The organism is Nisaea acidiphila (genome assembly GCF_024662015.1).
Lineage (GTDB): Bacteria > Pseudomonadota > Alphaproteobacteria > Thalassobaculales > Thalassobaculaceae > Nisaea > Nisaea acidiphila.
Genome location: NZ_CP102480.1, coordinates 4,696,502 through 4,710,844 on the forward strand (window position 1 = coordinate 4,696,502; position 14,343 = coordinate 4,710,844).

At 62.2% G+C, this 14,343-nt stretch carries 11 protein-coding genes; 9 read left to right on the forward strand and 2 right to left on the reverse strand.

Going from position 1 to position 14,343, the window contains the following annotated elements; genetic code table 11:
- From NUH88_RS22010 to NUH88_RS22025, 4 genes are all read left to right on the forward strand, one after another.
- Positions 1-1,047 (forward strand): cyclase family protein, encoded by a 1,047-nt coding sequence (locus NUH88_RS22010; protein ID WP_257769037.1) that lies wholly within the window; start codon positions 1-3, stop codon positions 1,045-1,047.
- A gap of 12 nt (positions 1,048-1,059) precedes the next feature.
- Entirely contained in the window at positions 1,060-2,637 is a 1,578-nt protein-coding gene (locus NUH88_RS22015; protein ID WP_257769038.1) for an AMP-binding protein, read from the forward strand.
- A 329-nt stretch (positions 2,638-2,966) separates the two neighbouring features.
- Positions 2,967-4,094, forward strand: coding sequence for a porin (locus NUH88_RS22020; protein ID WP_257769039.1), 1,128 nt, complete (start codon positions 2,967-2,969; stop codon positions 4,092-4,094).
- A 110-nt stretch (positions 4,095-4,204) separates the two neighbouring features.
- A complete protein-coding gene (locus tag NUH88_RS22025; protein WP_257769041.1) occupies positions 4,205-4,450 on the forward strand; it encodes a helix-turn-helix transcriptional regulator in 246 nt (81 codons plus the stop codon).
- Here NUH88_RS22025 and NUH88_RS22030 read toward each other — a convergent pair.
- Entirely contained in the window at positions 4,439-5,293 is an 855-nt protein-coding gene (locus tag NUH88_RS22030) for a DMT family transporter (protein WP_257769042.1), read from the reverse strand. The two genes, NUH88_RS22025 and NUH88_RS22030, sit on opposite strands and share 12 nt — an antisense overlap.
- A gap of 235 nt (positions 5,294-5,528) precedes the next feature.
- On the opposite strand from NUH88_RS22030, the gene NUH88_RS22035 reads away from it, so the two are divergent.
- Together NUH88_RS22035 and NUH88_RS22040 are read left to right on the forward strand one after the other, a co-directional pair.
- A complete protein-coding gene (locus tag NUH88_RS22035; RefSeq protein WP_257769043.1) occupies positions 5,529-7,421 on the forward strand; it encodes an ATP-binding cassette domain-containing protein in 1,893 nt (630 codons plus the stop codon).
- 21 nt (positions 7,422-7,442) lie between these two features.
- Complete coding sequence (locus tag NUH88_RS22040) at positions 7,443-9,032, forward strand: rhodanese-like domain-containing protein (RefSeq protein ID WP_257769044.1); 1,590 nt, start codon at positions 7,443-7,445, stop codon at positions 9,030-9,032.
- A gap of 6 nt (positions 9,033-9,038) precedes the next feature.
- Here NUH88_RS22040 and metC read toward each other — a convergent pair whose 3' ends face one another.
- On the reverse strand, positions 9,039-10,223 hold the full coding sequence (metC, locus tag NUH88_RS22045) for a cystathionine beta-lyase (protein ID WP_257769045.1): 1,185 nt from the start codon (positions 10,221-10,223) through the stop codon (positions 9,039-9,041).
- 382 nt (positions 10,224-10,605) lie between these two features.
- Here metC and NUH88_RS22050 point away from each other — a divergent pair, with 382 nt between their 5' ends.
- The 3 genes from NUH88_RS22050 to NUH88_RS22060 all read left to right on the forward strand — a co-directional run bounded on the left by NUH88_RS22050 (position 10,606) and on the right by NUH88_RS22060 (position 14,295).
- Positions 10,606-11,649, forward strand: coding sequence for an amino acid ABC transporter substrate-binding protein (locus NUH88_RS22050; protein ID WP_257769046.1), 1,044 nt, complete (start codon positions 10,606-10,608; stop codon positions 11,647-11,649).
- Between the two features lie 84 nt (positions 11,650-11,733).
- Complete coding sequence (locus tag NUH88_RS22055) at positions 11,734-12,936, forward strand: amino acid ABC transporter permease (RefSeq protein WP_257769047.1); 1,203 nt, start codon at positions 11,734-11,736, stop codon at positions 12,934-12,936.
- A gap of 3 nt (positions 12,937-12,939) precedes the next feature.
- Positions 12,940-14,295: an amino acid ABC transporter permease gene (locus NUH88_RS22060; RefSeq protein ID WP_257769048.1), complete on the forward strand. Its 1,356-nt coding sequence runs from the start codon at positions 12,940-12,942 to the stop codon at positions 14,293-14,295.
- Positions 14,296-14,343 lie beyond the last annotated feature (48 nt).

Sequence of the window (14,343 nt, forward strand, 5' to 3'; positions counted from 1 at the left end):
ATGACCACCCCGCGCTGGAAGAACAGGCCGGAAGGCTCGAACTGGGGCGATTTCGGGCCGGACGACCAGATCGGCCGCCTCAATTTCCTGACGCCGGAGAAGGTGCTGCAGGGGATCGCCGAGGTTAAACACGGCAAGTCCTTCTGTCTCAGCATGCCGCTCGATTATCCGGGCGGCACCGTGCTCAGCGCACGCCGCCGGCCGCCGCAGGTCATGGCCGGGATGCGAAACGGGCGTCCTTACTACAACTACGCGATGCAGGACGAGAACCCTGACCTGACTGACGTGATCACCGACGATGCGGTGCTGATCTACACTCAATACTCGACACAATGGGACGCGCTGGCCCATGTCGGCAGCCATTTCGATGCCGACGGAGATGGCGTGGACGAGATGGTCTATTACAACGGCTTTCGCGCCGGCACCGATGTGATCGGTCCGGAGGAGCCGCATTTCGACGAGGGAACCGGCTGCACCCATAGCGGGGTCGAGGCGCGCAAGCTCGGCATCGAGTCCATGGCGGCGACCGGCGTGCAGGGACGCGGCTGTCTGATCGATCTCGCGCACCATTTCGGGATGGAACGCAAGCTGATCGGTTATGAGGAGGTGATGCGGGCCTGCGAGGCGGACGGGGTCGAGGTGGAGAAGGGCGATCTCGTGTGCCTGCATACCGGTTTCGCCAAGGTCATTCTCGACATGAACAAGAACCCGGATCCGAAAGTCGTCGCCTCCTCCTGCGTGGAGCTCGACGGCCGGGACGAAAAGCTCCTTAAATGGATCGACGAGTCAGGACTGGCGGCGCTGATCGCGGACAATTTCTCCGTCGAGGCGTTCCCTGGAACGAAGACGGAGGGCCGGCACGCGACCTTGCCGCTCCACGAACTCTGTCTCTTCAAGCTCGGCATTCATCTGGGCGAACTCTGGTACCTGAGCGATCTTGCGAACTGGCTGCGCGAGAACGGCCGCTCCCGGTTCCTGCTGACCGCGCCGCCGCTCCGGCTCCCGGGCGCCGTCGGGTCGCCCGTGACTCCGATCGCAACTGTCTGACGGACGGTCGAGATGACGCTTCACGAGCTTCTGGCCGAGTTGGCTGCAACCCATCCGGACCGTCCGGCCATTGTCGACGGCGACCGGACGGTGACCTTCTCCGCCTTGAGGGACGAGGTCGATCACGTGGCCTCAGGGCTTGCAGCGCTCGGACTTGCCCATGGCGACCGGATCGCCGTCTGGCTTCCCAACGGGCTTCCGATGATCACTCTGGTGCTCGGAGCCGCGAAGCTTGGGGCCATCTCGGTGATCATCAATACGCGGTACCAGAAAGCCGAACTCGAGGGACTGCTGAGCCGGACAAGGGCAAAGGTTCTCGCACTGGCGACGGACTTCAGGGGGATCCCGTTCCTCGATATCCTTGAAGCGGTCCCCGCCGAGAAGCTCTCGCACCTGAAATATGTCGTGAACTGTCCGCCTGCGGCGGACATCGGCGCGCCGGTCGGGCAGATGCTGTCATACGAAAGCCTGACGGCAGCGACGCCGGATAAGATCGCGCCGGCCAATGAGCAGGATCCCTGCGCCATGTTCGCGACCTCCGGCACGACCCGGGCGCCGAAGCTGGTGATGCATTGCCAACGGGCGATCGTCCGCCACGGCAAGGATAACGGGCAGGCGCTCGGATATGCGTCGGAGGGCGCGGTAATGCTGCAGGCCTTGCCGCTCTGCGGTGTATTCGGCTTCTCGCAGTTCATGGGCGCTCTGGCGAACGGCCGGCCGTCGGTTTTCATGGAGGCGTTCGACTCGGGGGAGGCGCTCCGCATCATCGAGAGGCACCGGGTAACGCACTTCAACGCGACGGACGACATGTTGGTCCGGATCCTGGACGAGGCGAAACCGGGACAGCTGGCCTCGCTTCGCGAAGTCGGTTTTGCCTCCTTTACCGGCACCAATGCGGAGGCCCTGGTGGCGCGGGCGCAGGAGGAGGCGGGTATTGTCCTGCGTGGCCTCTTTGGGATGAGCGAGCTGCAGGCACTCTACGCCGCGCAGCCCGCCGATCTGCCGGTCTCGGAACGGGCTAAGCCCGGCGGGTTCCCGGTTTCCGCGGGTGGCGCCGCGCGCGTCACGCATCCGGAAACCGGCGAAGTACTGGCGCCGGGCGAGATCGGTGCGCTCGAGTTCAAGGGGCCCAGCCGCTTCGTGGCTTATTACGAGGATCCCGAGGCGACGAAAGAGGTCCTCTCGGAGGACGGCTGGTTCTCCAGCGGGGATGCGGGGGAATTGGAGGCGGATGGGCGCTTCCTCTTCCGCGGACGGATGGGGGACACCCTCCGCCTCGGCGGTTTCCTGGTCAGCGCGCGGGAAATCGAGGGTGTGCTGGACGATCATCCCGATGTCGCGAGCACCCAAGTGGTCGGCGTTAATGACGGCGCCGTTCCGGTCGCGGTCGCTTTCGTCATTCCGGTCGAGGGGAAGACGCCGGACGCGGACGCCTTGCGCCGGCATTGTGCCGATCATCTCGCGAAATACAAGGTGCCGAGGACGGTCATTCCGGTTGCCGAGTTCGAGACCGTGACCGGGCCGAACGGAACCAAGGTGCAGAAGCAGAAACTTCGCGAAATCGCCGAGCAGGCCATCCGCTCCGGATAGGGCAGCAGTTTTGCCGGCCATCCCGGACGATGATCCAGACCTCCTGCGTGCCGGCGTTAGCCCGGGTGTGCAGGCTGCCAGAGATTTCAATATGCCGGAAAGTACACTGATTAGTGTTCTTTTTGGAAACAGCCCGAAAAGCCCGATGGTTGGGCGTTTCAGCGCATTGATGCTGCACGTAAATCTTTTGTGTGCGCCGCCGCATTGTATCCCTTCAGGCCGAACCATATCTGCCGGTGATCCGGGCGCGGCAGGCGGCCGTCTCCGGTTGTTTTCGTTCAATCTAGTGGCACCGGGGCGAGATCGTCGGCCGGTGCATGGGGATCCAAATGAAGCGCATGCGTCATTCGAAAGCGGCACTCTTACAGACGACGACTCTGGTTGCAGCCGGGCTCATCCTGACTGCGGCACCGGCGGAAGCGGCGGAGAAGCTCAAGCTCTCCGTTGGCGGTTACGCCGAGCAATGGTTCGGCTATACGGATATTGACGATGAGGGAAATCAGGATCTCGACCTCACCGGCTTTGATGTCAAATCGGACACCGAGATCCATTTCAAGGGAACGACCACGCTCGACAACGGCCTCGAAGTGGGGGTCAACGTACAGCTTGAGGGCAACAGCGACTCAGGCGACCAGATCGACGAAAGCTACCTGACTGTCAGCGGCAAGTTTGGCCGGATAGACATCGGTGACGAGAACTCGGCGCTTTACAAGACCCACGTCGCGCCGACCGAATACGGCATCGGGATCAATTCCGGCGACACTGTCGAGTGGGAACTCACCGGGGCTACCTCGATCAGCGACAGCGGCTATTTCCGCGCGCCGTTCGGCGGTACGTACATCGAGCCCGCCCGCACCAATGACTCGACCAAGCTGACCTACTACACGCCGCGTCTTGAGGGTTTCCGGCTCGGCATCTCCTATGCTCCCGATACCAACCAGGACAGCAATGTACAGCCCGACCGGAATTCGGGACTGACGGACGGCGTCATGGGCGGCATCGATTTCAGGCGCGATTTCAACGGCGTCGGCCTCGCGGCATCGGCAGGATATGGCACTTTTCTGCAATCCGGGGATGGGGTGGATGAACCGGAAGCATACGCCTTTGGCCTCACCGTCGATTACGCCGGTTTCCAGGTCGGCGGATCCTATGCCGGCTTTACCGATTCCGGGGCGAATGACGGGGACGGCTACACGTTGGGCGCATCCTATGATTTCGGAGAGTACGGGGTCAGCCTTACCTATCTACACGGCGAGCGCGACGGTATTGCCGGAAGCGTCGATCCCGATACGGTCCAGGCCGACAGGGACTCAGTGGCTCTGGCTGGTCGCTACATTCTGGGGCCGGGTGTGAGCGCGGAGACGACTCTCGGTTATTCCGAATATACGAGCGACGCTGCCGGTGCCGGCGATATCGAGGCGGCCTATGTGATTACGGGGATCCGTGTGACTTTCTGATGCGGCGGTGCGGAGGAGCGCAATATGCGCTCCTCCGTCTTCTGGAATGGTATTTTGGCCGCTTACTTCTCTCCGATAAGCGCATATAATGCGCTTCTTGAGGAGGCGGCATGACGTCTGGCGAATTCAAGAAACTGCGGAAATTCCTGAAGCTCTCGCAGAAGGAAATGGCCGAGGCTCTCGGGCTGAAGCGGCGGATGATCCAGTATTACGAGAAGGGCGAGCGGGACGGCGAGCCACTGGATATTCCGAAGGCGGTCGAGCTCGCCTGTTATGCGCTGTCGGCCGGGGTCCGTGATTTCACTTTCATTCCTCCGAAGCGCGCCGGCCGGGCCGCAAGCGACCTAAGGATTTGATTTCCCAGCTTCCTCCGCGCGGCGTATCCGTTCGCGATGCAGGATGTATAGGCCGCTGCCAATTACCAAAAAGGTGCCGGTGACGATCCAGAGGTCCGGGATGTTGCCCCAGACCACGAAGCCGATCAGAACCGCCCAGACGATACTGGTATATTTGAATGGCGTTACGAATCCCGCTTCGCTGTAGCGGAAGGATTCGATCATCAGGAACTGCGCGCCCCCGACGAACAGGCTGCTGACCGCAAACAGCCCCATCTCGCTCCATCCGACCGGTTTCCACTCGTCGAAAGCCAGGCTGGCGAAGCCGGAGAGGGTCACGATGGTCATCCCGACGGCCAACATCGAGAGGGTGGTCTCCGTCGCGTGCATCTTCCGGGTCACGATATCCCGGAACGATCCGCATACCGTGGCCAGCAGCGGCAGCAAGGCGACGGCGGAAAAGGTCTCGGGAGTCGGCTTGACCATGATGAGAACACCGCAGAAGCCGACAAGAATGGCGGTCCAGCGGCGCCAGCCGACCTGCTCTCCGAGAAGCGGCACGACGAGTGCGGCGGTGACGATCGGTCCGGCGAAGGCGATCGCGGTCGCATCGGCGATTGCCATGAGCTTCAGCGCCCAGATGAAGCTATAGGTGCTGAAGACGATTATGACAGCGCGAAGTAACTGTAGCCGCCAATGACGAACCTTGAGCTGGTCCTTACGTCCGGTCGCGAATGCAAATCCGAAGACAAGGACCAGCAGCAGAATTCCGCGCAGCGCGATGACCTGTCCGACCGGATAGTCGCTGGTCAGCCATTTGGCGATCCCGTCATTCAGCGTAACCAGACCGATGCCGCCGGTCATGCAGGCGGCGCCGTGCATCCAACCGAGCCGGGGTGCCGGGCCGGGTTCGGCCGGCTCGGCGGAATGAGGGGAAGCCGAGGGGCTCAGCGGTTGCGCTCCCTCTGCAAGGATTTCTTTTTTCGGAGACACGAAGAATGGCCTTTTGTTGCTTCCGAGCCTCTACCTCCGCCGGTGATTTTGCAAGAGCGCTCGCGCGGGATTGGCGCCGCGGGGCTGCGATGCTATCAGGCGTGCCATGATCCAGATTACCGACATGACCTTCCGGATTGCCGGCCGCTCCCTATTCGACGAGGCCTCGGCCACGATTCCCGACGGACATAAGGTCGGGCTGGTGGGGCGCAACGGCACGGGCAAATCGACGCTCCTGAAGCTTTTGACCGACGAATATCACCCAGATGGGGGCGAGATCCTGGTCAGCGGCGGGCGGGGCGTCGAGGATCCGATCGGCATGGTGTCGCAGGAAGCGCCGAGCGGCCCGGACACGCCGCTTGAGGTCGTGCTGCGCGCCGATAAGGAACGCGAACGTCTTCTTACCGAGGCGGAGACGACGGACGATCCGATGCGGATCGCCGAGGTGCAGACGCGGCTCGCGGATATAGGTGCCCATGCGGCACCCGCGCGAGCGGCGGCGATCCTCGCAGGCCTTGGTTTCGACGACGCGATGCAGGCGGCGCCGATGTCGAGTTTCTCGGGCGGCTGGCGCATGCGCGTCGCTCTGGCGGCGGTGTTGTTCGCCGAGCCGGAGATCCTGCTGCTCGACGAACCGACCAACCACCTCGATCTGGAAGCGACGGTCTGGCTGGAGGCCTATCTCGCGCGCTATCCGAAGACCCTGGTCATCGTGAGCCATGACCGGGGGCTCTTGAACAAGGCGGTTGACGCGATCCTGCATCTGGAGAACCTGAAGCTGACCCTCTACCAGGGCGGCTACGACCGGTTCGAGAAGACCCGCGAGGAGCGGCTGGCGCAGATCGAGGCGCAGCGGGCGAAACAGTCGGCGCAGCGCAAGCATATGGAAGCCTTCATCGAGCGCTTCCGGTACAAAGCTTCGAAGGCGCGGCAGGCGCAGAGCCGGATCAAGGCGCTGGAGCGGATGGAGAAGCTGCCGGACGCGGTCAACGAGCCGACGACGCGCTTTTCTTTCCCCAATCCGGAGGAGCTTCCGCCGCCTTTGGTCACCTTCGACAACGCAAGCGTCGGGTACGAACCGGGCAAGACGGTGCTCAAAGGACTGGGTTTCCGGATCGACGGCGACGACCGGATCGGTCTGCTCGGGCGGAACGGCAACGGCAAGTCGACGCTTGCGAAACTGATCGCCGGCCGGCTGGCGAAATTCGACGGTGACGAACATCGCAGCGCCAAACTCCGGGTCGGGTTCTTTGCCCAGCACCAGATCGAGGATCTGGACCCGGAAGCGACCCCGGCCGAACATATGGCGCGTCTGATGCCGGGCGCGCTGCCGGACAAGGTGCGGGCACGTCTCGGCGGCGTCGGGCTCGTGCAGGACAAGCAGACGACCAAGGCGAAGCATCTTTCCGGCGGCGAGAAGGCGCGTCTCACGCTGGCCCTGATCACCTACGACAGCCCGCATGTGCTGATCCTCGACGAGCCGACCAACCATCTCGATATCGACGCGCGGGACGCGCTGGTACAGGCGCTGAACGACTATACCGGCGCGGTCATCCTGATCAGCCATGACCGGAGGCTGCTCGAACTCACCGTCGACCGGCTCTGGCTGGTCGCGAACGGAACGGTGAAGCCCTATGAGGGCGATCTCGACGGCTACCGGGACTGGCTGCGGCAGGAGGAACGGGCGGCGCGCGTGGCTGCGTCGGAGGACGAGCCGGACAAGAAGAACGACCGCAAGCAGGCACGTCAGGCCTCGGCGGAGAAGCGCCGGCAGACGGCCGATATTCGGAAGAAGATTCGCGAGGCCGAGAAGAAGCTGGAGAAGCTCACTCAGCGCAAGGCGCAGCTGGAAGAGCGGCTCGCCGACCCGAAAATCTACGAAGGTCCGACGGCAGACCTGAAAGAGGTCATCCTGAAAAAGGAGGCTGTCGATCGGGAAATCGAAAGCGCCGAGGCGGAATGGCTGGAAGCCGAGTCCGCTTTGGAAGAAGCAAGCTAGGAACCGCGGGGGAGGGAAGGCATGGCCCGAAGCATTACGGCGCGTGAGTTGAAAGACGCGCTCTACGGGACGGGCGAGATCGCCCTGGTCGATGTCCGCCCGGAGGCGGTCTACGGCGCCAATCACATCCTGCTCGCGAGCAACGTTCCTCTGGGACACCTGGAGCTCCGGATCGCCGATTTGGTGCCGCGGCCTGGAACGCCCGTCGTTCTCTGCGATGGCGGCGAAGGGCTGGCGGAGACGGCAGCCGCGAAACTCGCCGGGTTCGGTTATTCGGATATCTCGATCCTGGAAGGCGGGGTGAATGCCTGGGGCGCGGCGGGGCTGGAGCTTTTCAGCGGTCTCTATGTCCCGAGCAAGGCCTTCGGGGAGTTCGTCGAGCACGAATACGAAACGCCGTCGGTCTCCGCCGAGGAACTGAAGGGCATGATGGATGCCGGCGAGGATATGGTGGTGCTGGATTCCCGCCCGATGGGCGAGTTTACCATGATGAATATCCCGACCGGCATCGATATGCCGGGCGCCGAGCTTGTCTACCGGGTTCAGGAGGCGGCGCCCCGTCCGGAGACCACCATCGTGGTGAATTGCGCCGGACGGACACGCAGCATCATCGGGGCCCAGTCGCTTATCAATGCGGGGGTTCCGAACAAGATTGTCGCTCTGCGGAACGGGACGATGGGCTGGCACCTCGCGGGCTACAAGCTCGAGCATGGCAATATGCGACCGCCGCCGGAAGTCAGCGCGGACGGCGCCGGCATGGCGCGCCGGCGTTCGCGCACGGCTGCGGACCGGTTCGGGGTGCGGCATATCGATCTTGCCACGCTCGATAAATGGCGTGCCGAACGGGACCGGACCACGCTCTATGTGTTCGATGTCCGCACGGCCGAAGAATTCGCCGCCGGACACCTTGTCGATTCCCGCCATGCCCCGGGCGGCCAGCTCGTCCAGTCGACCGACGCCTATATGGCCACCCAGAGGGCGCGGGTTGTCCTCGTGGATCCGGAGATGGTCCGCGCGGAGATGACCGGAAGCTGGCTGCGCCAGCTCGGCTGGGAGGACGTGTTTGTGCTCGAAGGCGGACTTGACGGGGCAGAGCTCAAGCAAGGTGCGCGACCGGCAGCTCTGGCAGGAACGCTTCCCGATTGCGACTTGATTCCGCCGGCCGAGGCCAAGGCGCGTGTGGACGCCGGGGCGCTCTTCCTGGATCTGACGCGGAGTCTCGACTACCGCGACAATCATGCGGAAGGTGCACGCTGGTGTCCGCGTGAGAAACTCGGTGACGCACTCGGCAAGACCGGCTCAGAAAGCGCAATCTTGATCGCCGGCGACGAGCGCTTGGCACGGCTGGCCGCTACCGATCTTGCCTCGAAAGGGTTGTCGGCGACCGTCGTCTCCGGCGGAACCGAGGCCTGGGAGGCGTCCGGACTGCCCATGGCGGCCGGGATGGGAGAGCCGCTCGCGGTTCCGGACGATGTTTATATGCGGCCCTACGACAAGGAAGCGGGACGCGAGGAAATGGAACGGAGGATGAACGCTTACCTGACCTGGGAGATCGCCCTAGTGGATCAGATCGCCCGGGACGGCGGCATATCCTTCCGCTCCTACCGCTGAAGACGCTCAGGCGAGCGCCGCGATCCGTTCGAAACCGGCATCCAGGTCTGCCTTGAGATCGGTGACGTCTTCGAGGCCGGCATGGATGCGCAGCAACTGCCCGGGCTCGTTCCAGGTCGTCACCGTTCTGGCGGCGGCCGGGTCGCCCGGCAGGATGAGACTCTCGTAGCCGCCCCAGCTGGCTCCCATACCATAATACTCAAGACCGTCGAGAAAGGCGGCGAGCGCGGCGCGGGAGAGCGGTTTCAGCAGGAACGAGAAAAGACCGCTCGCGCCTGTGAAATCGCGCTTCCAGATTTCATGGCCGGGACAGGAGGGAAGGGCCGGATGCAGTACGCGGTCGACTTCCGGGCGTTCCGAAAGCCATTTCGCGAGTGCCAGCGCGTTGCGCTCGTTCTCCGCCAGCCGCACGGCCATGGTCCTGAGACCGCGTTGCGCCAGATAAAGGTCGTCCGGGCCGGAGCAGTTTCCCTGCATGAAGACCGTATCGCGGATCGCCGCGGCCTGCGCGTCCTTGCTGACGATTACCCCCATCATGACGTCCGAATGCCCGCAGATATATTTGGTGACGGCCTCGACTACGATATCGACGCCGTGCCCGAACGCATCGAAATAGAGTGCCGTCGCCCAGGTATTGTCCATGATGACGGTTGCGCCTTGCTCGTGCGCGATGGAGGCGAGGGCAGGTACGTCGCAGACCTCGAAGGTCATGGTTCCAGGCGCCTCGAGATAGACGACCTTGGTTTCCGGCCGGATCAGTTCGGCGAGGTCTTCCGGTTTCATCGGGTCGAAGAAGGTCGCCTCGACACCGAACCGCTCCAGGAACCCGCCGGCGAATTTCCGGGTGGGGAAATAGACGTTGTCGGTGATCAGGATGTGGTCTCCGGCGGAAACCTGGCTCAGGATCGCGCAGCATATTGCCGCCAGCCCGGATGAGACGGCGACGGCGCTTTCCACGCCGTAGAGTTCCGCGACAGCTTCCTCGAAGGATCTGGTCGTCGGCGTCCCCCGCCGGCCGTAGCGGAAACCGGTGAAGTCGGGTTTGCGCGAGGCCTCGAGCGCATCCAGGGACGGTTTCAGGATCGTGGAGGCATGATAAACGGGCGGATTAACCACGCCGTGGTTCGCGTGAGGATCGCGTCCGGCGTGGGTGATGAGCGTTTTCTTTCCGGCTTTTGCACCGCGTTGCATGACATCTCCGGGATTTATTTGAGTTTTGAGAGAGGCGAGATCGCAAAATCTTAGGGGCAAAAAACCTCGGATGTCCGCCGAAAATCCGTCACGATTGCAATCGCCGCAAGGACATATCCGCCCGATGGTTTCTTCTCGCACTTGCAAAACACATCAACTGCGTGTTGGAATTAATTCCGCTGTCATGTGGACCGGCTCCAACGCGGCCCAGTATTCGTTCATGCAGAGCGACCGAGGCCAACACAAAAGCCGAGTAGCCGGAAGACGTGGCGGTGAACAACGACCGGGATCAACGGGGGCGATCCCAGAATAAATGTCAGGGATTTGCAGACCGGGACAACCGGCCGTCGTTAACCGAAACGATAACAGGGTGGGTTTCAGGATGAAGAAACTGAGTCTTTTGGGCCTTGGCCTCGGCATGATGGCCAGCCTTGGCTTCACAGCCGAAATGGCGTCCGCGCAGAGCACGCTGGACATCGTGAAGCAGCGCGGTCATCTCCGGTGCCAGGTTGGCACCCCGGCCAGCGGCTTCTACCAGCTCGACGAACAGGGTAACTGGTTCGGCAGCGACGTCTCGATCTGCCGCGCGATCTCCGCGGCCATCTTCGACGATCCGTCGAAGGTCGAATTCCAGTCCGTCACCAGCGCCGTCCGCTTCACCGCGATGGCCAACGGTGAGTCCGACGTCCTTTCCCGGACGACGACTTGGACGCTGTTCCGCGACACGCAGCTGGGCCTCGACTTCACGACCGTCAACTTCTACGACGGCCAGGGCTTCATGGTGCCGAAGGATTCCGGCATCAATAGCGCTCTCGAGCTCGCAGGCGCGACGGTTTGCGTGCTGACCGGCACCACCACGGAACTGAACCTGACCGACTACAGCCGGGCCAACAACCTGGAAATCGAGCCGGTCGTGTTCGAAGATTCCAACGTGCGTAACGACACCTATGCCAAGGGCGGTTGCGACGCGATGACCAACGACAAGTCCGGTCTCGCTTCCAGCCGCGCCGCGTTCCCGGATCCGGGCGCGCACAAGATCCTGCCGGAAACGATCTCCAAGGAGCCGCTCGGCCCGGTCGTCCGTCAGAACGACTCCCAGTGGATGGACATCGTCAAGTGGACCGTGTTCGCTCTGGTTCAGGCTGAGGAAATGGGCATCAACAAGGCCAATGTCATGGACATGGTCGCCAGCCCGAAATCCCCGGAGATGGCCCGTATGCTCGGCGTCGAAGGTGACCTGAACAAGGGTCTGGGCCTCGAGAAGGACTGGGTTGTCCGCATCATCAAGCATGTCGGCAACTACGGCGAGATCTACGACGAGTACATGGGCACCAAAGGCAAGCTCGCCATCGGTATCCCGCGTGAGGGCAGCCAGAACGCGCTGTGGACCGAAGGCGGCCTGATGTACTCCCCGCCGTTCCGGTAAGACATCCAAGACAGCAGGCCCGGCCAGGCAGTTGGCCGGGCCTCTGTTTTTCTGGATCCTCTTCTCTCTAGCGGGGATGACTATATGGCTGTCGTTGACAGAGGGGCGTCAGGGCAGGGATCGTCGTTTTCGGAAATCGTAAACGACCAGCGCTACCGTTCCGTTTTCTATCAAATCGTTGTTGCCGTCGTCGTGATGTGGGCCGGGTGGTACCTGTTCTCGAACACGGCACATAATCTCGAAGCGCGCGGCATGAGCGCCGGCTTCGGCTTCCTCGGAAGCACTGCCGGATTCTCCATCGCATTCTCAGTCATCCCGTACGAGGCGGGTGACAGTTATCTGTGGGTGTATCTGGTCGGGATCACCAACACGCTGCTTCTTGCGGTCGTCGCGATCATTTTCAGTACGCTGATCGGCTTCTTCGTCGGTGTCCTGCGGCTCTCCAAGAACTGGCTGATTTCACAGCTTGCGGCCTGGTATGTCGAGATCATCCGCAATACGCCGCTGCTGTTGCAGATTCTTTTCTGGTATCTCGCGGTTTTCGCGATCCTGCCGCGACCGAAACAAAGTATCGACGTCTTCGGGCTTGGCATTTTCGAGCTGAACAACCGCGGTTTCTATTTTCCCGCTCCGGTCCTGGGAGAGCTGTTCTGGCTCACGATGGCGACCCTGTTGGCCGCGATCGTCGTGGCCTACGGTATCGCGGTCTGGGCGAAGAAGCGGCAGAACGATACCGGTGAGCGGTTTCCGGTCTTCTGGACTGCGGTTGGGATTGTCTTCGGCGCGCCGCTGGTGATGTTCGTCATCACCGGATCGCCGCTGGAGTGGGATATCCCGGCCCTGAAGGGCTTCAACTTCAGGGGAGGCGGATCTGTTCCGCCGGCCTTCTGCGCGGTCTTTATCGCACTCGTCGTCTATCATGCCTGCTACGTCGCGGAAATGGTGCGCGCCGGGATTCTGTCGGTCAGCCACGGTCAGACCGAAGCGTCCTATTCGCTTGGCCTGAAACCGGGACTGACATTGCGTCTGGTGATCATTCCGCAGGCCATGCGGGCCATCGTTCCGCCGCTGATCAGTCTCTGGATGAACGTGGTGAAGAACTCTTCCCTGGCCATCGCGGTCGGCTATCCGGATCTGGTGGCGGTCTTCATGCAGACTTCGCTCAACCAGTCCGGCCATGCCATCGAGATCGTCGCCATGGTGATGCTGTTCTATATGACGGTCAGCCTGACGATTTCCGGGGCGCTGAACTACTACAACAAGCTCGTTCAGCTGAAGGAGCGGTAAGCCATGACAAATCTTGACGCATCCGCCTCCGAAGTAACGTTCAAACCGAAGCCGAGCCTGCCGCCGCCGCCGAACACCGTTGGCGTCGTCGGCTGGGTCCGCAAGAACCTGTTCAGCAGCCCGCTGAACAGCGTTCTCACCCTTCTGTCGCTCTATGTGATCTGGGTCGTGGTTTCGAACACTGTCGAGTGGGCTTTCATCAACGCCGTCTGGGAAGCCGAATCCCGCCGGGAATGTCTCGACAAGGTCGGACTCTCGGGCGCCTGCTGGGCCGGTGTCTCGCACTGGATGAAGAATTTCATCTACGGGCGCTATCCGGATGACGAAATCTGGCGGGTCAATCTGGCCTTCGGAACGCTCATCGTCTGGATGGCACCGTTCTGGTTTCCGCGGGTCACGGGCAAGATGGCTATCGGCGCCTCGGCGATCATCATTTCCCCGTTCCTGCTCGGCTATCTCTTTGCCGGGGGCGAGAAGGGGCTGTTCCTGCAGCTGATGGTCTCCGTTGCGATTGCCTCCTTCATCTTCTCCTGGGCGCATGTCCTGCTGTGCCTGTCCACGGGGCGTTCGCTCTGGGACACGATCGTCAATGTCTCGGGCTTCGCCTCCAAGGCGGACAATGTCCAGAAGTACCCGGTGATCGGCGCGTTCGTGGTGCTGCTCGTCGCGGTCTTCGCATGGCAGTCGGGTTGGCAGCTCGAGGGGCAGTCGACCAATCTCTGGGGCGGCCTGTTCGTCACCCTGGTGATTTCCGGCATCGGGATCGCGGTCTCCTTGCCGGCGGGTATCGTGCTGGCACTCGGACGGCGTTCGAAGATGCCGATCATCCGTGTGTTCTGCGTGGCCTTCATTGAGCTGTTCCGCTCGGTGCCGCTGATCACCGTGCTCTTCATGGCGGTGACGATGGTTCCGTTGTTCCTGCCGGAGCAGATCAATCCGGTGAAGATCGTTCAGGCGATCATCGCGGTCTGCATCTTTTCCTCGGCCTATATGGCGGAAACGGTGCGCGGAGGGCTGCAGGCAATTCCGAAGGGACAGTACGAGGCCGCTCAGGCCCTTGGGTTGAACTATTGGAAGATGATGACCCTCATCGTCATGCCACAGGCGCTGAAGCTGATGATCCCGAATATCGTCGGCAGCTTCATCGGGCTCCTGAAGGATACGACCCTGGTCTCCATCGTCGGCCTCTACGACCTTCTGCTGATGCTGAAGGCCGTCAGCCTGAACCCGCAATGGAACGGTCTGCACACAGAACCGCTCTTCTTCGGTGCCTGTCTGTTCTTCGTCCTCTGTTTCATCATGTCGAAATACAGCCAGCACCTCGAACGCACGCTCGGAGCAGGGCAGGTCCGGAAGTAATTCCGGGCCTCCCGGCCACCGACGCAGCGCATCGAACAAGGAGTAAAG